The sequence below is a fragment of the Brasilonema octagenarum UFV-OR1 genome, from assembly GCF_963888615.1.
Classification (GTDB): Bacteria; Cyanobacteriota; Cyanobacteriia; order Cyanobacteriales; family Nostocaceae; genus Brasilonema; species Brasilonema sennae.
The window spans coordinates 1-20,896 of the sequence record NZ_CAWPKW010000168.1 but is presented as its reverse complement, the minus strand read 5'-3'; the positions used below and the strand labels follow the sequence as shown (position 1 = coordinate 20,896).

Genomic DNA, 20,896 nt, shown 5'->3' with positions numbered 1-20,896 from the left:
TTTGTCATTTCCGGATGATAGCTATTGACTCATGACTATTGACTAGTGACAATTGACTAATGACAATTGACTAATGACAAAAAAGCAAATTTACATTATATTGGGTACTCGTCCGGAAGCAATCAAACTAGCTCCAGTCATTCAGGTTTTCCAAAATTCCTCAAGTCTGAACACATCTGTTATTTTGACAGGACAGCATCGCGAGATGGTTGAGCAAGTGATGCGGCTGTTCAACCTCAAAGCGACTCATGATTTGGAGATTATGCAACCAAAGCAATCTCTGAGTGATATCACCTGCCGCAGTTTACAAGGTTTGGAAGGATTATTCCAAGAAAGTAAGCCAGATTTAGTCCTAGTGCAGGGAGATACGACTACGGCATTTGCCGCAACTTTGGCTGCATTCTATCAAAAAATCCCTGTAGGACATGTAGAAGCTGGGTTAAGGACGGATGACTTATTTAATCCTTATCCGGAAGAAGCTAATCGGCGGCTGATTTCTCAACTAACTCAATTGCACTTTGCGCCAACGCCAATAGCCGTGGAAAATCTAGAACGTTCTGGTGTTTTGGGCGAAATTCACCTGACGGGTAACACAGTGATTGATGCGCTGTTAACTGTAGCTGCAACTGTTCCTGTTTGTGATATACCTGGATTGGAATGGGAAAAATATCGTGTCCTGCTGGCAACAGTTCACCGCCGTGAAAATTGGGGAGAACCACTGCATGATATAGCTCAAGGATTTTTACAGTTACTGGATAAGTTCGGTGATACAGCTTTGCTACTGCCATTGCACCGTAATCCGATAGTGCGAGAACCGTTGCAAACACTATTGGGAAACCATCCGCGTGTCTTTTTAACAGAACCTTTAGATTATGCTGAATTAGTGGGAGCGATTATGCGATCGCACCTTTTACTTACCGACTCTGGCGGTTTACAGGAAGAAGCACCCAGTGTTGGAAAACCAGTTTTGGTTTTGAGAGAAACAACAGAAAGACCTGAAGCAGTCACTGCGGGTACAGCTAAACTAGTGGGAACTCAAAGCGAGAACATTTTTGCGACTGCAGCCCAATTGCTTTCTGATTCTACTGCTTATGAAGCAATGGCAAACGCGATTAATCCCTTTGGCGATGGTCATGCAGCAAAGCGAATTTTACAAATTGTGCAAAATTACTTGCAGCTTTCCCCAGAAACATCAGCCTCACTTCAAGAGCATTTTGGCAATTAAGGACCACCAACACTAATACCAGAATACCCAGAATACCCAGAATAGCTATAATTTCCAGAATTTCCAGGATAATATCGTCTTATGCTAACATTACCCACTCCCAGATAACTTAGAGTTTCTGATCTGGCTACTCCATCTGGACGAAGACCAAGACTTGCCTGGAAGTTTCTGACTGCTCTTTGTGTTGAAGAATCGTAATATCCAGTGACTGGAACATTAGCCAAAGCTCTTTGAAGTTCTGCCACAGCTTCACCTCTGGAGCCTCTTCTTAAAGTTATGTTACGGCTATAGCTGTCGTTATAATACGGAGAGTAGCCTCTAGCACCAAAACCATCGTTAGGATACAGAGGATAATCTAAAGATGGTCTGCGGCTAATGTTCCCGAACCCAAGATAACTAAGAGTTTCAGGTCCCGCGACTCCATCTGGACGTAAGCCGTTTCTTGCCTGAAAGTTCCTAACTGCTCTTTGAGTTAACGAACCATAGTATCCAGTGACTGAAACATTGCCCAAACTTCTTTGAAGTTCTGCCACCGCATCACCTTGGGAACCTTTTCTAAGAGTGATGCTACCGCCAATCCCATTATTATAAGTGTCTTGTGTTGGAACACGGCGAAGAGTATATTCTTTCTTAGCGCGGGTGTCAATCCACTTAGCAGAAACGTAATTACCTGTAGACAACCGAGCAAATCCACGCTTATATGCTACAACTCTTGGCAATGGTGAACCATTGGAGTCACATTTGGCAGCGCGATAGGAGGTACTAGGACCTGTACGTATATTAAGACAGCTACCGTTAGTTCTCACAGAGTATCTACCAGGACCGTAGTAGGCGGCTGTTGCTGGTTGGGATTGGGCGAAAATTGCCAATAAGGTAGTGATTAGTGCGAAACTTAACCATGTAGATTTCAAATATTTTTGCCCTGGAATAGTGAGTTTAAATTCAGGAAGATGGTATTCACTATCTGCAGTTACCGCTGCATATGAACTATCCATCAGAGAATAAGCAAGATATTCCACAATCTTCTCCTTTGTGCTGAAAGTCGTTTGGTGAGTGTAGAAGTTTTGTTGTGCTCTTCCGTAGATTTTGTCTAGGTAGAACTTTACTGGTCTATATAAATTGTGACAGAGTCTAGAACGAAATTGGAAATTAAAGTGAATTTTTCAAAAACAAAATCCCTGTCCGCTTGACTCAAACAGACAGGGAAATATTGACCAAGAAAAATATGTGTTGCTAACAGCTTTGTTGCATACAAAGTCTGTGAGCCTAAAAATCCTTTTTTACAGCGGTTTCATATAAATAGACCACAAATGGTAAGATGGGCATCGCTCAGAAAAGCCATCTAATGGACATTGTGAGATATTAGTGAGTAATGCCTGCCTTACAAAAAATACTGTAATTAATACACTCCCAAACCAGATAAGGTTTGTGGTCCAGCGACTCCATCTACAAGTAAACCATTTCTTCGCTGATAGTTTTTGACCGCATCTGCTGTGATTTGACCATAATATGCGGTAGGTGTGAGTCCTAAAGTTTCTTGTAGTCTTGCTACAGCAGAACCTTGAGAACCTAAACTCAAAGTGTAAGGACCACCAACACCAGGACCACCGGTGTTGCCTTTGCCAGGTTTGTTGCTAATCCAATTAGCACCAACGTAATAACCATTGGATAGCTTTGCAAATCCATTTTTATATGCTACGACTCGTGGAAGTCGTGAGCCATTACGGTAAGATGCAACAACGGCAGTGGATGAGCTAGGACCTTTACGAACTAAGAGATCACTGCCTTTTGTCTGAACATAATATTTGTTTCCTGGACCGTTGTATGTGGCTGAAGCTGTTTGAGCTTGAGCTAAAATCGCTAACAACGTACCCATGAGCGCGAAACTTAACCACACAGATTTGAAATTTCTGTTCCAGTTGAATCTCAGTTTCAATTCTGGCAGTTTCAATTCTGGAAGACTGAATTCTGTATCTTTAGTCGCCTCTGCGTAGGCACTATCCATCAAAGAATAAGCAAGATATTCCACAGTCAGCTCCTTAATACTGGAAAATTCACAAATGCAGAGTTTTACTTCGTTTTTTGGTGAGTCTGTCTAATGTAACTTAGACTACGCTTTATCGTAAAGGATTTTCACTGGTAGCATAATTAAGAAAATATAATTTTTGTCACAAAAGTCTGGAACAATGCCGTGAGTAAAGCGTCACTCGCTCCGCTCAAATTCAAAATTCAAAATTCAAAATTCAAAATTAATTAGTGGGAGCGTGTGTACCGTCACTAATTCAAGACCACCAAATCAAAGATTATGGTGGTGGCTGTGCATCATAGCCTCTGGCGAGCCGACTCCAAAGCAGCATTGCCCCAAAAGAGCAAATGTATCTGTAGTATTTACAAGAATAGAAAATCTTACCTTATTGCCCAAACTGCTTTGAAAAGGAAAAAGTATCAGAACGTACTTGCTGACCATTTTGCCAAACTTCTACTTTGTCAGAACTAACAATATAGGAAAAACTACCATTGTCTGCTCGATACTGAGAACTGCCAACACTCCTAGCAGGAAGGCGTACAGGGTGGGTTGAGTCTCGCTTTAATTGCCCAATATAAAACAACTGACCATTTTCCTGACAGACTTTCACAGAAAGATTTGCTGTTTCGCCTTCGATTACTGTAGTGCCATTGCATTTAGTATCAGCCATCTGAGATCCAACAGGCACTGGAATTGGTTGCCAAGATGAAACTTCCTGTGGTGTCTGTGTACCAGAGACTTGGTTGATTTCGTGATTTGCTTTTGCTTGAGTTGCAGTCTGCTGTTGTGGAATTTTTCCTGCAATCAAAGATGGTAATGTCGTCAAGGGGTCAACAGCAAAACGATGATTTTTACGCACCTCAAAGTGTAGGTGAGGTGCCGTACTATTACCTGTCGTTCCCATTTCTGCAATAACTTGTCCTTGGCTGACCTGTTGACCCTGTTTCACCAAAAAGCGGCTATTATGACCGTAAACTGTAACAGTCCCATCGGGATGCTCAAGAACTACGACATTCCCTAATCCCCATTCGTTCCAACCTGCTTTGACCACTGTACCGGATGCAGCAGCAACAATAGGAGTACCAGTTGCTCCTGCGATATCAATTCCTTCATGTTGATATTTGCGAAAACCCTGAGAAATTATTCCCTGAGTGGGCCAAATTAAATCAGAGGGAAGAGATTTTTGTGGAATATTGGAGCTTTTTACTGTCTGGGTCAAAACCTGCGTATTTGTACTTAACACAGCAAAAAAAGATGTTAACCCTATCAAGCTATATGTACAAATTTGAGTAATAGTAACTTTTATCATCAGTTAGAGCTTGTAAGAAAAATGGTTTAGGATGTCTTGAGTTATTTGCTGTTACAGTCTTAAAGCAACAACATCAGGAGTGTCAGTAATCCAAAATCCAAAATTCCCAAGCCCTGGATGAATCCATCGGATCAATCCAAAATCTACACCCTTCCTAAATAGGATGTGAACACCCTCCTCGTCTTCTCTTTCTTTTCTTTGCGCCCTACCCTGCACCGAAGCCGCTTTGCGTCTATGCGCCCTTTGCGCTACCCTGCGGGAAGCCGCTTCGCGTCTACGTTTTTTTGTTCACGACTTATCTAGGATTGCTGTAAAATTCAAAATTGTCTACTGGATGAAGGGAGAATCCCACGGCTTTAAGTGAAAACGTTAGGCGTAGCCGCGCCGCAGACGGCGACAGCGCGATGTTTTCATAGCCGTGGGAGCCTCAAAATGCTATTCTTGTCACTCTCATGTAATAGGTAATCTTCTGGCAGTTCGGCAGTAAGCTAAAATTTTTCCACACCCTCAAACTTTTTAGCAATCTCACCCGTAGCGTTTGCAGCCTCACCACAAGTGCGCGGTGTCGGGAAAATCTTACCTGGATTTGCCAAACCTTTGGGATTAAAAACTTGCCGTACCCATTGCATAGTTTCTAAATCAGTAGCAGTGAACATTTCTGGCATATAACATTTTTTGTCTGCACCAATACCATGTTCACCAGAAATACTACCACCAACTTTCACGCATAGCTTGAGAATTTCCCCGCCGACTTCTTCCACCTTTTCTAATTCGCCAGGAATGGAATTATCGTACAGAATCAATGGGTGAAGATTGCCATCTCCAGCATGAAATACGTTAGCAATGCGATACCCAGATTTTTGACTTAATGCTTCAATTTGTTCTAGTACATAAGGTAACTGAGTGCGAGGAATTACGCCATCTTGTACATAATAATCTGGGCTAACATGACCTGCTGCTGCAAAAGCTGCTTTTCTTCCTTTCCACAATCTTAAGCGCTGTTCTGGGTCACTAGCTATTGTAATATTCCGTGCACCATTCTTTTGGCAAATTTCTGCAATCCGCTGTTTATTTGCCGCAACTTCTACTGCCAAACCGTCAATTTCTACTAATAAGATACCACCAGAATCGCGGGGATAACAATTTGTTGCCACCACATCTTCAACAGCATTAATGCTGAGATTATCCATAATTTCCATACCACCAGGAATAATCCCCGCGCTGATGATATCAGAAACACTAACACCTGCTGCTTCAATACTCGTAAAGTCTGCCAAAAGTACGCAAATTGATTCAGCAGTTTTGAGAATTCGCAGCGTAATTTCTGTAGCAATTCCTAGCGTTCCTTCAGAACCAACAAACAAACCTGTTAAGTCATAACCAGGCATTTCAGGAATTTGTCCCCCCACATCAACAATCGAACCATCAGGAAGGACAAGTTTCAATCCCAAAACGTGGTTGGTTGTGACACCGTATTTTAAACAATGTACGCCACCAGAGTTTTCTGCGACATTACCACCAATTGAGCAAATGATTTGGCTGGAAGGGTCAGGAGCGTAGTAAAAACCAGCACCACTCACAGTTTGTGTTACCCAACTGTTAATCACTCCTGGCTGAACAATAACTTGCTGATTTTCTAAATCAACTTTAAGTATTTGTCGCATTAAAGAAGTGACAATCAAGACGCAATTCTCGACTGGCAACGCCCCACCAGATAAACCCGTACCAGAACCGCGTGCAATGAAGGGGATGGAGTGGCGATCGCATATTTTCACAACCTCTGCAACTTGTTCTGTCGTCCTCGGTAACACCACCACAGCTGGACGTTCGCGATAGCTAGTCAGTCCATCGCACTCGTATGTGATGAGTTCCTCGCGGCGTTGTACTACGCCATTTTTACCAACGACAGCCTCAAATTGCTTGACGATGGGTTTCCAGTTGCGTTGTTGTTTATCTTGGGTAAGCATAGGTGGTTTTTCCAAGGGAGAGAACTACTTTGCCGACTCCCTATAAACATATTGTTACAAGAATTGCACCTAAAACGGGAGTCAAGAACAATATTGTCTATTCTGATCTGACACCCTAGAGCAAGTTGGCTTAGATTTTACTCTCTGGCAAGGAGAATTTGAAGGTAGGCAAGATGTTTGGTTACGTTGGTGTTACAAAGATGGTATCGTTGTACAAACTGGGGATAAGCGTGCTTCACAAGCAGAACAACGTGCTCAATTACTTGCAGAAAAATTACGGGCTATGGGTATTGATCCTGATAGTCTTTAGAGAGGTTTCATGAAACGCCTCAAAAAAAAATTACGAACGACCAATTATTCTTTCACATATTTTTCAATAGCTTGCTTCCACATCAAATATCCTTGACCATTTAAATGCAGCCCATCTTGTGTGTATCGAGTATCTAATTGATTCTGCGAATCGGATAAATGAGAGAAAACATCTATGTACTCATAAGAAAACTCTTTTGCCACTTCTCTCAATTGCAAATTCAGTTGCCAGACGTTCTTATTGTCTTGCCAATAGCGAGTCACTTGATTGTTGACTGGTAAAACACTTTGAAGAAAGACTTTTGTGTTTGGCGTTTGATTTCGCAATTCTGTCAAAATCTGCTTGTACCCAGTTAATGTCTGTTCGACAGATTTGTGAGCATTGATAAAGTCATTGATGCCTATCATTAAGAAAAGTTTTTTTGGTTTAGATGCCACAACAGCGTTTAGACGATTTAAAACAGAATCTGTCGTGTCAGCGCTAATACCACGATTTTTTAGATTCGGATTTTCCAGCAATTCTCCCCATTCGCCTTCATCAGTTAAACTATCTCCCAAGAAAATGATTCCGGAGTCTGATTTGGGCAGGATTTCAAACTGGCTTTTTTTATGTAGATAATAAACTGAGTAATTATTTTGAGCAGACTTGCTGGGAAGTATTTTTTGCGACAAATATGAAACTCCTCCTCTTCTGGCCAGAAATACAGTCACTAGCAACAAAAAGAAAAGATTGAGCAAGAGAGAAAGAAAGAATAAGATGACAATTGTATTGTTCATTGTTCTAATTTCATTATCAAAAGGAAAGTGCTCAGGTATAAGTTTCTATTTATGAGTTCGTCGGTTACTCTCAATTACAGTTGGCGATGAACTCTTGCAACCGCTGCCAAACTTTATCCAATAAATCAGGACTCTCTACATCAAACCACTCAATTTGAGGATATGCTCTAAACCAAGTCCGTTGGCGCTTGGCAAATTGCCTTGTGTGCAAAACAGTTAATTGTTTCGCTTCCTCCAAAGAAATATCTCCTGCCAAATGTTGTTTGATTTCCTGATATCCTAAAGTATTCAGCAAAGGTAAGTCAGTTCCATATTTCTGGCAAAGGTATTTCACCTCCGCGACTAAACCATCTGCAATCATCTTCTGTGTACGCTGTGCGATGCGTTGGGTAAGGTGAGCAGAGTCACAGTCCAAACCAATTTGCAAAATCGCATAATTTGGGGGATTTTCTCCTTGCTGATCGGAAATTGGGCGACCAGTGACGTAGAATACCTCCAATGCCCTTAAAGTCCGGACTGAGTCGTTTGGATGAATTTTTTGTGCTGCAATCGAGTCAACTTGTTGCAACATATCGTACAATAGCCTTTGACCCAAAGATTCCAGTTGCGATCGCAATTCCTTGTGCGGTGCAACCCTGGGAATTCTCAAACCCTGTGTGATGGAGCGTATGTATAAACCAGTCCCACCAACCAGCAGGAGGGGATGAGAACCAGAAGCAATTAACGCCTGTGCTTGTTGTTGATAGTCTGCAACTGTCATAGTGTTTGTCGGGTTGCAGATATCTATAAGATAGTGCGGTACTAAGTTTTGTTCAGCTTCTGTAGGTTTCGCCGTACCAATATTAAATTCCCGATAAACCTGACGAGAATCTGCACTCAGAATGACTGAGTCAAGCCGCATCGCCAAATCCAATGCTAATCCCGACTTACCCGTCGCCGTCGCGCCACAAATCACAATTAATTTAGTCATTAGTCAATGAAGAGTAAACACTGACAACTGATAACTGATAACTAATTAGGTACAGTCCCCTCATAAACTTCTCTTCAAATTGCCCTAAAGTCGCCAGCAAGGCTTTTGTGCTAGAATTTTTGAGTCTTTTGATATTTTCAACCATTAGGCGATTTTACCCCCAATTAACAGGAGAGTTTACATGACGAGCAGTTACAGTGCCGCTCAGATTCAAGTTCTGGAAGGTCTGGAACCCGTCCGCAAAAGACCGGGAATGTACATAGGTTCCACAGGCCCGCGAGGACTCCATCATTTAGTTTACGAGGTGGTGGACAACTCAGTAGATGAAGCTTTGGCGGGTTACTGCACTCATGTGGAGGTGGATCTCAACTCTGATGGTTCTGTAACCGTTGTAGATGATGGTCGGGGTATCCCTACAGATATTCACCCCCAAACGGGGAAATCAGCATTGGAAACTGTGTTAACAGTACTACACGCCGGGGGAAAATTTGGCAGCGGTGGCTACAAAGTTTCTGGAGGATTACACGGAGTTGGTGTTTCCGTGGTGAACGCCCTGTCCGAGTCGGTGGAAATTACCGTTTGGCGAGACAAAATGGTTCATACTCAGCGCTACGAACGGGGTGTTCCTGTTACAGAACTGATAGCGAAGTCCTACAAGGAAAACCGTACTGGAACTTCTGTCACCTTCAAACCCGACTCCCAAATCTTCACAACCGTCACTGAATTTGATTACACGACTATAGCAAGCCGCTTGCGGGAATTAGCATACCTCAATGCTGGAGTCAAAATTACTTTTACTGATAACCGTCTCGAACTGCTTAAAAGTGATACACCTAAGGTAGAAACCTACGAATACAAAGGTGGTATTCGGGAATATATTACCTATATGAACAGTGATAAGCAACCACTGCATGAAGAAGTTATTTTTGTGCAGGGAGAACGCAACAATGTTCAAGTAGAAGTTGCTTTGCAGTGGTGTACTGATGCTTATACAGACAATGTACTAGGCTTTGCCAATAATATTCGCACGGTGGACGGTGGTACACATTTAGAAGGTTTAAAGGCAGTTTTAACTCGTACCTTGAATAATGTTGCCCGCAAGCGTAACAAAATCAAAGAAAATGAACCCAACCTCAGTGGAGAACACGTCCGTGAAGGTTTGACGGGTGTGATTTCTGTGAAAGTCCCAGAACCGGAATTTGAAGGACAAACCAAAACTAAATTAGGTAATACAGAAGTTCGGGGAATTGTAGATTCGTTTGTCGGAGAAGTTCTTACCGAGTACCTGGAATTTCATCCTAGTGTCGCTGATTCTATTTTAGATAAAGCTATCCAAGCTTTCAAAGCCGCAGAAGCCGCTCGACATGCGCGGGAATTAGTGCGTCGCAAATCAGTTCTGGAATCTTCACCATTACCAGGTAAATTAGCAGATTGCAGTACTAGGGATCCTAAGGAGTCGGAAATCTATATCGTGGAAGGGGACTCTGCAGGCGGAAGTGCAAAACAAGGACGCGATCGCCGATTCCAAGCAATTCTCCCCCTACGCGGTAAAATCCTGAATATTGAGAAAACTGACGACGCCAAAATCTATAAAAATACTGAAATTCAGGCGTTAATTACAGCACTCGGTTTAGGAGTTAAGGGCGAAGAATTCTACGCATCCCAACTGCGCTATCACCGTATAGTTATCATGACTGACGCTGACGTAGATGGAGCGCACATCCGGACTTTGTTGTTAACTTTCTTCTATCGGTATCAGAGGGCGCTGATTGAGCAGGGTCATATTTTCATTGCTTGTCCGCCACTGTTCAAAGTAGAACGGGGACGTAATCATTACTATTGCTATAGTGAGCGTGAGCTGCAACAGCGTCTGGCTGAGTTTCCCGATAACGCCAATTACACCATCCAACGCTTCAAAGGTTTGGGTGAAATGATGCCAGAACAACTCTGGACAACTACAATGAACCCAGAAACTCGTACTTTTAAGCAAGTGGAAATTGAGGACGCCGCCGAGGCTGATCGCATTTTCACGATTTTGATGGGCGATCGCGTTGCACCCCGTCGCGAATTCATTGAAACTTACGGTTCTAAACTCAATTTGACCGATTTGGATATCTAATTGTCTGTGAATTTGCTGACTACTCGTCTCTCGGTACAAGATTACCTATCTTTTCCTTATGGTTTTTGGCGACGCCAGTCGCCTAGTGCTCGATCAACCCAAAATTACGGGGTTAAGGCAAGCTGGGGAAGTCGGGGAAGCAGGGGGAGAGTAAGAATTTTTTCACCTCATCTACCCCTCAAAGTTGATGTAGTGGACTACTAGTAGGAGAAAAATGCCACACTTTAGCCGAAGGAAAGCCCAACGGAAACGTTCGTCACTGTGAGAGTGAGAAAACGCCACATGCTGAGTCCTGCACAAATGCTTTTCCAACAAGTTGGGATACCCTTTAGGGCATCGGTACTGTCTCACCGCAGTGCGCTTCACCTGTGCAGTGGCTCCCCTCCTGCACCCTGCTGGACTCTTTGTCATTCGCAGTCCTTATTTTTTTTCTGAGGTAAACAAGGGCTGCGAACTGCTCGCTGTATCAGCGCGCGCAGAGCGTCTACAAGTCGGCACAGCTGCCCTCGCAACTGGCATATTAGTTGTCGGCACAAGAGAAACAAGGTCGAGAGGCTAAGATATATAAACGCAACTAACTATCAGTTACTTTATTAACTTTTGTTAAATTTTCTAAATTTAATGGAACAATACTTATAAGAAGAGATATGAGAATGAAAGCAAGCAAAAGCATTTTTAGAAAAGCATTGTTTAGCCTTATGAGTGCGGGTAGTCTGGTTGCTTTATCTGCTTGTGGTCAACCTAGTGTAGATCATACAACCGCTCCTCAGACTGCGGCAACTCCAGCAAATCTTCCTACATCTGCTCCTCCAATTGCCCAAACTCCTACTACCCCAACAGCAAGCAAAAACCTAGCAGAACTGGCACAGTTAGCATCCACTCAGGCTTCTTTTACAACGCTAACACGGGCAGTGCAAGCTGCTGGTTTAACTCAACAAATGGCAGAACTTGGACCCTACACAGTCTTTGCTCCAACGAATGCTGCTTTTGCTGCTTTACCAAAGGGTACAATTGAAAAGCTTCTCAAACCAGAAAACAAGCAACAATTGATCAAACTTGTGAGCTATCACGTTCTACCAGGACAAGTGACCTCTAGCCAACTGACGTCTGGACAAGTTAAAACAGTTGAAGGTTCTCCTGTGATAGTATTGGTTGACACTACGACCAGTACAGTTATCGTAAACGGTGCTAAAGTCATTCAAGCAGATATTCCAGCTAGTAACGGCGTAGTTCACATAGTAGACAAGGTTATTCTACCTCCAAAATTTCCAGCAAGTCTTGGCTCTAATTAAATCAGTGAACTGTCACTGGCAAACCCGCCCTCACAGGTTTGCCTATGTTCAGAGGACACGTTAGTTAGAACGGATCATGACCAAAAAGTACCGACTACCGACTTAAGATATAAGATATTTAAGGTTACTCCTAACACATATAAAAATTATTTATGAAAAACCACTTAAATAATCTTTCATTTTCTTTGGAAGAGTATCAAAAATAACATACTATCGTGACTCTATACTCTGCATATCTGTCTATATGTTGTTAACTTGAAGTACTGGTTAGAGCAATCTATTCTTAAAACGAGCAACCAGAATATAGTTTAAATTATTAGCCTTCTCTTAAGCCGCTGTCTACTTTTTTCCCACATTTGGAGACCTCTAAGTTAACCAAAAAGGGATTAGTACCATTAACTAGAGTTATCCAACAATTCATGCTCATCTGTACGGTAGTCTGGTGATAAATGTTTCTTAATGTACTTGATAGCAGGCTATGGTATATTTCGTACCCGTCTTATGAAATTGGGCATGAAATAGGTTATTATCGATAGTCTTAACTGTCAAATCCTTTTTTAATTGATTAAAATTATCCTTGTATACAATAAGAAGAGTTTGTCAAGATTCATAAGGTTGAAGTTTCAACAGTGCGTTAACGTGTGATTAAGAGCGGATTGGCTCAGTCCACATTCCTTTTCGAGCTAACTGATGCTGCCAAAGTCTTAACTCCTGAGTTAAAGTGATTGGCAGAACAAAGTTAAGTGACCACCAAAAACACCACAGTTACTCTATTTGTTGTATTCATGGTGCCTACAGTACGCCTAATGGAAGAAAACACAAAGCCACCTTAGACAGGTTGTGTATGACATGCTTGTCGCTTGGCTAACTTAACTCCACTCAGTAGCTTGTAAAGGAAATGTAAAAATGGCTGTAAGCATCTTTTCTGATTTCATTTGCTAAAAAGTATGCTTTTTCTGAGTAAAGAATGTTCTAAGTAATAGATTGATCGAGATATGAACCAGGTGTATTGACACGAAATTGAAATGAAAGTACCCCTGCAATTCCAAAAAGTTTTGGAGAAAATACAAAAGTATGGTGTCTTTATCAATGTCTTACTTTTGATAGAACAGTATTTAGATTGTTCAATAGTTTCATGATTAGGACACAAAAACAGTTCAATTTCTGTGAAACAGGCTACAATCGGAACAGTCTTTACAAAAGAATCTCCCAACAGTCATATTCATTTGTATGGAGTGGTAATTGTTTTTAGTAGTCCAAAGTCTTTATTTAGACTAATTAGTAAAAGGTGATGTTGCTCGGCAACACACATGGCGTTGACTAAAGATAAGAATTTACCTTCAACCAGACTTTCTCTCCAGGAGTAACTCTGTCGTGAAGCTGTAGTAAATTCTAAATTTATCTTAGGCAAAGTTGCCAAAAGCCCTCTTTTGTGTTGGGAAATAGTTCACCTTAAGAGTAGTAAGCACATCTTAAGTAATTGATTCTGCAAGGAGCATGAGGAACGCGGCATGAACCAGGCTAACAACGTACTCGAAAATATATATCAGCCTGATGATCTGGAAATAATGAATCAGCCTGAGATTGAGTTAGAAGAACTCTTAATTGACGACGAAGAGGACTTGCTGACGGGCGATGAAGGCGAACTCGATGAATTTTTAGAGCCTCAGTCTGATGAGGACGACTTAAAGTCTGGAAAAGCCGCTAAGGGGCGTCGTCGATCTCAAAGCAAGAAAAAGCATTACACCGAAGATTCGATCAGGCTTTACTTGCAAGAAATAGGTCGGATTCGCTTGTTGCGTGCAGACGAAGAAATTGAATTGGCACGCAAGATTGCCGATTTACTGGAATTAGAGCGCGCGCGGGAAAAACTTTCGCTACAGTTAGCTCGTGAGCCTTACGACAGCGAGTGGGCAGAAGCAGTACACATACCCATGCCACAATTTCGTTATCGGCTACATATTGGTCGTAGAGCGAAAGATAAGATGGTGCAATCAAACCTGCGTCTTGTCGTTTCAATTGCGAAGAAGTATATGAATCGAGGCTTGTCTTTCCAAGACTTGATTCAAGAAGGTAGTCTTGGTTTGATTCGCGCGGCAGAAAAGTTTGACCACGAGAAAGGATATAAGTTTTCTACATACGCCACATGGTGGATTCGTCAGGCGATAACCCGTGCGATCGCCGATCAATCCCGTACTATCCGCCTTCCGGTTCACCTCTACGAAACGATTTCCCGGATAAAGAAAACAACCAAGCTGCTTTCTCAAGAAATGGGTCGCAAACCCACGGAAGAAGAAATTGCTACGAGAATGGAAATGACAATTGAGAAACTGCGGTTTATTGCTAAATCCGCACAATTGCCTATTTCACTAGAAACGCCCATTGGTAAAGAAGAAGATTCTCGACTTGGCGATTTTATTGAGTCTGATGGTGAAACACCAGAAGACCAAGTTTCTAAAAACCTGCTGCGAGAAGACCTGGAAAAAGTCCTCGACAGTCTTAGCCCCCGTGAAAGAGATGTTCTCAGATTGCGTTATGGCTTAGATGACGGTCGTATGAAGACTTTAGAAGAAATTGGACAAATTTTCAATGTGACTCGTGAGCGAATTCGTCAAATTGAGGCAAAAGCGCTACGCAAGTTACGTCACCCAAATCGTAACAGCGTTTTAAAAGAGTACATCCGTTAGTTATTAGTCATTATGTCATGAGTCATTGATTTTAGACAAATGACTCATGATTGAGAAAAAACAAATACCTGTCAAACTAATGCTGTTTTGAGACTAACCCGAAGACAGGCTAATTCTGCTTGCGAAAAACCTGGAAGTATTAATACTTCCAGGTTCTTTGTTTATGTATGTATATATTTATTTATTGCGAGGCGGTCTGTAACCTGAAAAGTTACAGAATGCCCCAGAAGTGTAGGAAACCTTGACCAGAGAATAGCTCAATAAGAGCAGCTGCTAAAAAGCCAATCATCGCCAAGCGACCGTTCCAAACTTCTGCTTGAGGTGTGAAACCCCAACGCCAAGAATTACGGTCATCAATTACAGGGGTAGTGGTTTTTGTTGCGTTAGTCATAACTGGCACTCCAAACTAAATTATTTAAGGTTTGTTACCTTATGTAAACTAATATAACAATTTTTGAGAAGTTGTGTCACATTTGCCATACATTTATTGCAATTTTTCGATTTATTTTTTACTTTCTGTGAAGTAAATCTCTTCAAGGTAATTGGTATTTCCCTTTTTTGAAGAGGTATGATGAAACTAAAAATGAAGTGCAAACAGATATGCTTCCTACTACTTCCATTACTGATTGCACAGGTTAGTGTGGCTCAAACGCCACAACAGAGGACAATTGCGCCGCCTCAGCTTCCTAACAACTGAAAGGTACCGCCAAATCAAGTATTACAGTTTGGGGAGAGGGCTACAGGAGTACAAATTTATCAATGCAAAGCGAAATCCGGTAACCCCAACCAATTTGAGTGGACGTTTGTAGCACCCGAGGCTAAACTGTTTGACGCACAAGGTAAGAACAATATCAAGCACTACGCAGGTCCTACTTGGGAGGCAAAGGATGGTAGTAAAGTCGTAGGTCAGGTCAAAGCAATCTTTGATTCACCCAACCCCAATGCAATTCCTTGGTTACTGCTTCAAGCCAAATCTCAGCAGGGTAATGGCATATTAAGTAAGACAACATACATCCAACGGGTGAATACTGTGGGTGGCAAACCCCCCGTTCAAGGATGTCAAAACAAGAGTGTAGGCACCCAAAAGCGAGTCAATTACACTTCTGACTACTTGTTTTATAGCGCGACTCCGTAACTGAGGCTAAGCGAGCACAGCTTAACTTACGCTAGTACTTACGGTTAAGTGAAAGTATTTGTAGAGTGGGCACCAATATAGTTCGGATAAGCGCTTGGGTTGCAGGGGAGGAAAGAATTATTGGACAATTAGTTCTTTGCCCCTAAGCTCTTCACTCCCCCAGCTTCCCCAGGCTGCATCAACGACTAAATTTCTTAACCGAACGGTATTGGAATAGGCACTGTCTAGCAATTATGCAGCAATGATCAGCATAGTCTGGCTACACTAGAATTGCAGGCTGAGCATTACGAGTGTAGTTCAATCACAGAAATGATTTTTTCTTCACGACTAAGTTGAAGAATACTTTCACCAGGGCTATCTTTACCCAAGATTGGAACTGTTTCCACTCCAAGGCGTACCAGCCGTTGGTGATTGGTAACTACAGCCACCTCAGCACCTGCGATCGCTCGTACAATTCCTGCTAAAATGTCAGTCTTGTTGCTGAATTTAAAGGTTTGAGTTCCGATATCACCCCGATTCGCCGCCCGCAAACCACTTACAGGAATGCGCTTAGCGTATCCCAGTTGAGTTACCAGTAACAGGTTTTCCTTTGTGTTTGAAGTCACACAACCAACCATTTCTTCTTGCTGGCGCACGCGTAAACCTTGCAGACCCATCGCAGCGCGACCCATAATCGGGAATTGATTCTCATTAACCTCAAACTTCAAGACTCGCCCACCCGAACTTGCTAAAACCAAATGTTCCCTTCCAGTGGTGAGTGAAGTGGATAACAATTCATCGTCGTCTTTGAGTTTCAAGATAGTTATTCCACGACGAGTGAGGTTAGTCAATTCTGTCAAGGACAAACGCTTGATTCTTCCTTGCTTAGTCAAAAGAACAATCTCACTATTTTCTGGATCATCTGGTAATACAAAGCGGTTAATCACACCTTCTTGAGCGTCCTGCTGAGCAGAATTTGAGAGCAAGGTAATCAATGGTGTTCCCCGTGCAGAACGTCCACTGCTGGGAGGGATATCCGCTACATTCACTGGGTAAACCTTACCCCCACTGGTGAGTACCAGCAAGTCTTTTGTTGTGTCAGTTAACACACTTTTGAGCACGATATCATTATCGGATGTACCGTTGTCAGTTCTCGCCTTTCGGGGTGAAGGTTGAGAGCGACGTACATATCCCCTGTGCGTAAACTCTAATACGACTTGTTCTGACGGTGCTTCCAGTTTAGGATTTTCAAGTTTGGATTTTGTATTTTCTATATCCTCCTGTGCTCTGGTGCTCTTGTTTTCAAGATCTCCCCTGCTGGTATGCTCCTGTGCTATCCTAGTCCGACGATCATCATTGTATTTGCGCTTGAGCGATCGCAAATCTTTTTTGAGTGACTTCAATAATTCTCGTCTATCGTCCAGCAACGTGCGCAACAACTGAATTTGCTCATTGAGTTGCTCATACTCCTTGTGTAAGTTTTGCTGTTCTAAATTCGTTAAACGTCGCAATGGCATAGCCAAAATTGCATCCGCTTGCACCTCACTCAAATCCAGTCGGTTTTGCAAGCTCATTTTTGCTGTAGTCCCATCAGCAGCACTTCGTAAAATCTCTACAACCTCATCTACGTGAGATAGTGCTTTGAGTAAACCTTCAACCAAATGCAGCCGAGTTTGAGCCTTATCCAATTCATGAGAGTAGCGACGGTTCAGTGTTTGCTCCCGAAAACTTAAAAACTCCTGCAACAGTTGACGCAAGCTCAACTGACGCGGTTGTCCATCCACCAAGGCGAGGAGAATCGCCCCAAAGTTGCTTTGCAAGGCGGTTTGGTGATACAAATTCTGGAGAACTTCTTGAGGATTGGTATCGCGTTTGAGTTCAATCACGACGCGCATTCCCTGGCGATCGCTTTCATCGCGAAGATCTGCAATTCCTTGAAGCCGACCTTGATTTACTAAGTCCGCGACTTTCTCAATCCAACCAGCCTTATTCACCTGATAAGGCAATTCTGTAACCACAATTGCTGTCCGCCGTTTGTTTCCCTTACTTTGCGCAACTTCCTCAATTTGGGCAATTCCCCGCAGCACAATACTGCCTCGACTTGTAGTGTACGCTTCTTTTATTCCAGCGTTACCTACAATTTCACCACCAGTGGGAAAATCTGGTCCAGGAATGATCTCAAATAATTTTTCATTACTTAAATCGGGGTTATCGATTAATGCTATCAACCCATCTATCACTTCCCCTGAGTTATGCGGTGGAATATTCGTCGCCATCCCCACAGCAATACCAGAACTGCCATTGAGCAAGAGAAATGGTAACTGTGCTGGTAATACGGTTGGTTCTTGTTGGGAATTATCGAAGTTACCGATAAAATCCACCGTTTCTTCACCAATTTCCGTCAGCATTCCCTCGTGGCTGATAGGTGAAAGACGCGTTTCTGTATAACGCATCGCCGCAGGCGGGTCATTATCCACACTCCCGAAATTACCATGTCCTGCTAGTAAAGGATAGCGACTGGAAAAGTCCTGTACCAGCCTGACTAAGGCATCATAAACTGCTTGGTCACCGTGAGGGTGATACTTACCTAACACGTCTCCCACCACACGCGCGCACTTACGATAGGGTCGATCCGGCGTCAGCCCTAATTCGTGCATGGCATACAAAATGCGTCGGTGAACTGGCTTTAAGCCATCTCGCACATCTGGTAACGCTCGCCCAACAATGACACTCATGGCATATTCGAGATAAGACCGTTGCATCTCGGTATGCAAGGCTGTGGTAATGACCTGTCCCTCACAGAGAAGGTTTAACTGTTTTGCCATGAGTTTTTTTCCTAAATTTCCACTACACAGAATTTGCCGTTAACGAAGACTGCAGCAACCACAGCATCACGGATGAAATACTCTTCATTACACAATCTTGATAGTCACAGGATAGAAAGCAGTAGTATTATCCTTGTTGACAAAGATTTATATTGATTATTTCAAAGAAAGCACACAAAGTTTTAATTAGATGGTATTGTCCTGTTCACTAGCCTGTGTGCTTTTAGTTAAGATGCACAAACAAAAGTCAAATTCTCATGAAAACTGTTTTGATTGTCGAAGATGATCTGATTAATGCTCGCGTTTTTTCCAAAATCTTGACTAAGCGAGGTGGCTTGCAGGTGAAACATACTGAAAATGTAGAAGAAGTTATCAAAATTGCCCAATCGGGAGAAGTTGACATTATCTTGATGGATGTTTCTCTGTCAAGAAGTGTTTACCAAGGTAAGTCTGTTGATGGTATCAAAATTACACAAATGCTAAAATCCGATCCGCAAACAGCTATTTTACCTATTATTTTGGTAACAGCACACGCTATGGAAGGCGATCGCGAGAACTTTCTCAAACAAAGTGGTGCTGATGGCTACATATCTAAGCCGATTGTGGACCACCAACAGTTTGTTGACCAGATCTTGGCACTGCTACCTCAACAGAACAACTGAACACACCATTTGGGGCATAAAAGAATATTTTCCCCACGGTAAACTGCATTTAGCACATTTCCATAGTAGTGTCCTTTTCTTAAGAACATACCTCGAACAGTAGCTCAACACATAGATTGCGATTGAGCTACTGCTTCATTGATAGAATAATATATATGTACTATTAGATGAGATTTTCAGCAAGTAGCCATGGGGAGAGTGAGGGAGTGTGGGAGTATGAGAGTGTGGAACTGAACAAGTGTGGGAAAATATTCTTCCCTGCTTTCTTCCTTCCCTCCTTCCCTCCTTCCCTCCTTCTTTACTGAGGGGTCATTCGTTGCCTGGTGGTCGAATTTGAAGGTTCTTCACGTTGCTGTAGAGCAGCTTGAATGCCAGGTAATTCTAAGAATTTTTTCGTATCAGACAGCAAGCGTGTGCCCCAAAGATTTTGTTTAAGAAAATCTAAATCAGCATAGCGTTCATCAATGCGGACTGCAGCTTGTCCCATAGCTAGGGCTTGTCTTTGATCGCCTTTGGCATATAAAGCTACTGCCAATGCTAATAAGGGTTCTGCGGCTTGTTTCTCCATCCCAACAGCGTCTTGCCATTGCTTAATTGCGCCCTGGATGTCACCCTGTTCATACAAAATTAATCCAACATTGTTAATGGCGGGCCAGAATTTTTTGTTAAAGGAAACAGCTTTTTTATATTGGATGAGGGCGTCTGGAAGTTTATTCTGCATGTAGTAAGCATTGCCCAAATCAAACAATCCCTCTGGATCATTGGGCTTTAAGTTCAAACCCTGCTGGTAGTAACTCGCAGCCACTTGGTTCTTTTGCTGCTGAAAGTAAGCCGAACCCAAAGCAAACTGAACGTCGCCATTTTTTGGATTGAGAGATTGTGCTTTTTTCAAAGCATTTATACTATCATCCAATTTTTTACTTTGCAAATACAACCCACCTAAGAGAAACCACACTTTATCGTTCTTAGGAGCCAGTTGTGATGCTAAGCGAGCTCTTGGTAGAGCGAGTTCAAACTGTTGAAACTGCGCGAGTTGTGCTGCTTCCTTTGCCAAACCTAAACCCTGCTGCTCCAACTTCGCCGCATCAAGTTGCAGTGTATGAGGTACTAATGCTTGTGCATTGGTAGGTTGAGGTATGGACAAACCACAACAAACAACCAAAAGAGAAATTAAACCAATCCGTTTAGGCACACTACCGCCTCTTTGCCAAGAATGAAAGAATCTTTCCGTTAGCTTAAACGATTTCCACTGTTGACGACAGCAAACTTTTACAAACAAGAGTACAAGCGTATTCTCTGACAAAAACTAGGGGGGTATGGATGTAAGGGTGTAAGAGTGTGGGAGTGTCGGGGAGAAGAAAATTCTTTAGGGTTGGGTAAGGCGTCACCCCTAAGTTTAGTTCTGAGGTTCCCTTTCCCCTTTCCCTTTTAATCTTTTCCCTGTCCGGGCATTGACACTGGACTCTGGCGGGGCGGCTTTTACCCTATCCCCATCACTGAATGTGCTTTGCCGCCGCTGTTTTGTAATAGAGTCGCAGCTATTGTGGATGACAACCGTGGCGATAGCTAGCCCCTAAGGGGCAAAGCTCGCCGGGGGGAGTATCCCCCCGGCAG

General features: G+C 42.7%; 14 protein-coding genes and 2 pseudogenes. 7 read left to right on the top strand and 9 right to left on the bottom strand.

What is annotated here, in order from left to right; translation table 11 throughout:
• Window positions 1-73 precede the first annotated feature (73 nt).
• A complete protein-coding gene (wecB, locus tag AC5590_RS11525) occupies window positions 74-1,225 on the top strand; it encodes a non-hydrolyzing UDP-N-acetylglucosamine 2-epimerase (protein WP_169263933.1) in 1,152 nt (383 codons plus the stop codon).
• Here the strand turns inward: wecB and AC5590_RS11520 are convergent.
• From AC5590_RS11520 to glcD, 4 genes are all read right to left on the bottom strand, one after another.
• Window positions 1,222-2,244: a peptidoglycan-binding domain-containing protein gene (locus AC5590_RS11520; RefSeq protein ID WP_246162992.1), complete on the bottom strand. Its 1,023-nt coding sequence runs from the start codon at window positions 2,242-2,244 to the stop codon at window positions 1,222-1,224. The genes wecB and AC5590_RS11520 overlap by 4 nt on opposite strands.
• A gap of 380 nt (window positions 2,245-2,624) precedes the next feature.
• Window positions 2,625-3,254, bottom strand: coding sequence for a peptidoglycan-binding domain-containing protein (locus tag AC5590_RS11515; RefSeq protein ID WP_169263932.1), 630 nt, complete (start codon window positions 3,252-3,254; stop codon window positions 2,625-2,627).
• A gap of 382 nt (window positions 3,255-3,636) precedes the next feature.
• On the bottom strand, window positions 3,637-4,560 hold the full coding sequence (locus tag AC5590_RS11510) for a M23 family metallopeptidase (protein WP_171975183.1): 924 nt from the start codon (window positions 4,558-4,560) through the stop codon (window positions 3,637-3,639).
• 488 nt (window positions 4,561-5,048) lie between these two features.
• Window positions 5,049-6,527, bottom strand: a complete 1,479-nt coding sequence (gene glcD, locus AC5590_RS11505; protein WP_169263931.1) for a glycolate oxidase subunit GlcD — start codon at window positions 6,525-6,527, stop codon at window positions 5,049-5,051.
• 115 nt (window positions 6,528-6,642) lie between these two features.
• Here glcD and AC5590_RS11500 point away from each other — a divergent pair.
• Window positions 6,643-6,837, top strand: a pseudogene (locus AC5590_RS11500) (Uma2 family endonuclease); the annotation flags it as partial.
• Between the two features lie 44 nt (window positions 6,838-6,881).
• Here AC5590_RS11500 and AC5590_RS11495 read toward each other — a convergent pair.
• Together AC5590_RS11495 and miaA are read right to left on the bottom strand one after the other, a co-directional pair.
• Window positions 6,882-7,613, bottom strand: coding sequence for a GDSL-type esterase/lipase family protein (locus AC5590_RS11495; protein ID WP_169263930.1), 732 nt, complete (start codon window positions 7,611-7,613; stop codon window positions 6,882-6,884).
• A 70-nt stretch (window positions 7,614-7,683) separates the two neighbouring features.
• The gene (gene miaA, locus AC5590_RS11490; protein ID WP_169263929.1) at window positions 7,684-8,583 is read right to left on the bottom strand and encodes a tRNA (adenosine(37)-N6)-dimethylallyltransferase MiaA; all 900 of its coding nucleotides are present in this window, start codon (window positions 8,581-8,583) and stop codon (window positions 7,684-7,686) included.
• A 181-nt stretch (window positions 8,584-8,764) separates the two neighbouring features.
• Here miaA and gyrB point away from each other — a divergent pair, with 181 nt between their 5' ends.
• The 3 genes from gyrB to rpoD all read left to right on the top strand — a co-directional run bounded on the left by gyrB (window position 8,765) and on the right by rpoD (window position 14,681).
• Window positions 8,765-10,702, top strand: coding sequence for a DNA topoisomerase (ATP-hydrolyzing) subunit B (gyrB, locus tag AC5590_RS11485; protein ID WP_169263928.1), 1,938 nt, complete (start codon window positions 8,765-8,767; stop codon window positions 10,700-10,702).
• A 653-nt stretch (window positions 10,703-11,355) separates the two neighbouring features.
• The gene (locus AC5590_RS11480; protein WP_169263927.1) at window positions 11,356-11,994 is read left to right on the top strand and encodes a fasciclin domain-containing protein; all 639 of its coding nucleotides are present in this window, start codon (window positions 11,356-11,358) and stop codon (window positions 11,992-11,994) included.
• A 1,511-nt stretch (window positions 11,995-13,505) separates the two neighbouring features.
• Window positions 13,506-14,681 carry an RNA polymerase sigma factor RpoD gene (gene rpoD / locus AC5590_RS11475; RefSeq protein WP_169263926.1) on the top strand — a complete coding sequence of 392 codons (1,176 nt, stop codon included), beginning with the start codon at window positions 13,506-13,508 and terminating at the stop codon, window positions 14,679-14,681.
• A 211-nt stretch (window positions 14,682-14,892) separates the two neighbouring features.
• On the opposite strand, the gene AC5590_RS11470 is transcribed toward rpoD, so the two are convergent.
• The gene (locus AC5590_RS11470; RefSeq protein WP_169263925.1) at window positions 14,893-15,072 is read right to left on the bottom strand and encodes a CAB/ELIP/HLIP family chlorophyll-binding protein; all 180 of its coding nucleotides are present in this window, start codon (window positions 15,070-15,072) and stop codon (window positions 14,893-14,895) included.
• A 330-nt stretch (window positions 15,073-15,402) separates the two neighbouring features.
• Here AC5590_RS11470 and AC5590_RS11465 point away from each other — a divergent pair.
• A pseudogene (locus AC5590_RS11465) lies at window positions 15,403-15,816 on the top strand (DUF3455 domain-containing protein); the annotation flags it as partial.
• 284 nt (window positions 15,817-16,100) lie between these two features.
• Here the strand turns inward: AC5590_RS11465 and gyrA are convergent.
• Window positions 16,101-18,620 (bottom strand): DNA gyrase subunit A, encoded by a 2,520-nt coding sequence (gene gyrA / locus AC5590_RS11460; protein ID WP_169263924.1) that lies wholly within the window; start codon window positions 18,618-18,620, stop codon window positions 16,101-16,103.
• A gap of 257 nt (window positions 18,621-18,877) precedes the next feature.
• Between gyrA and AC5590_RS11455 the strand changes: the two genes are divergently transcribed.
• Complete coding sequence (locus AC5590_RS11455; RefSeq protein WP_169263923.1) at window positions 18,878-19,282, top strand: response regulator; 405 nt, start codon at window positions 18,878-18,880, stop codon at window positions 19,280-19,282.
• 298 nt (window positions 19,283-19,580) lie between these two features.
• Here AC5590_RS11455 and AC5590_RS11450 read toward each other — a convergent pair whose 3' ends face one another.
• Window positions 19,581-20,474, bottom strand: coding sequence for a tetratricopeptide repeat protein (locus AC5590_RS11450; RefSeq protein WP_169263922.1), 894 nt, complete (start codon window positions 20,472-20,474; stop codon window positions 19,581-19,583).
• Between the last annotated feature and the right edge of the window lie 422 nt (window positions 20,475-20,896).

What these genes read in the sequence shown, in the direction of transcription:
- wecB (WP_169263933.1), top strand. Translation starts at nt 74, where the DNA reads ATGACAAAAAAGCAAATTTACATTATATTGGGTACTCGTCCGGAAGCA.
- AC5590_RS11510 (WP_171975183.1), bottom strand. Translation starts at nt 4,560, where the DNA reads ATGATAAAAGTTACTATTACTCAAATTTGTACATATAGCTTGATAGGG.
- glcD (WP_169263931.1), bottom strand. Translation starts at nt 6,527, where the DNA reads ATGCTTACCCAAGATAAACAACAACGCAACTGGAAACCCATCGTCAAG.
- AC5590_RS11495 (WP_169263930.1), bottom strand. Translation starts at nt 7,613, where the DNA reads ATGAACAATACAATTGTCATCTTATTCTTTCTTTCTCTCTTGCTCAAT.
- miaA (WP_169263929.1), bottom strand. Translation starts at nt 8,583, where the DNA reads ATGACTAAATTAATTGTGATTTGTGGCGCGACGGCGACGGGTAAGTCG.
- gyrB (WP_169263928.1), top strand. Translation starts at nt 8,765, where the DNA reads ATGACGAGCAGTTACAGTGCCGCTCAGATTCAAGTTCTGGAAGGTCTG.
- AC5590_RS11480 (WP_169263927.1), top strand. Translation starts at nt 11,356, where the DNA reads ATGAAAGCAAGCAAAAGCATTTTTAGAAAAGCATTGTTTAGCCTTATG.
- rpoD (WP_169263926.1), top strand. Translation starts at nt 13,506, where the DNA reads ATGAACCAGGCTAACAACGTACTCGAAAATATATATCAGCCTGATGAT.
- AC5590_RS11470 (WP_169263925.1), bottom strand. Translation starts at nt 15,072, where the DNA reads ATGACTAACGCAACAAAAACCACTACCCCTGTAATTGATGACCGTAAT.
- gyrA (WP_169263924.1), bottom strand. Translation starts at nt 18,620, where the DNA reads ATGGCAAAACAGTTAAACCTTCTCTGTGAGGGACAGGTCATTACCACA.
- AC5590_RS11455 (WP_169263923.1), top strand. Translation starts at nt 18,878, where the DNA reads ATGAAAACTGTTTTGATTGTCGAAGATGATCTGATTAATGCTCGCGTT.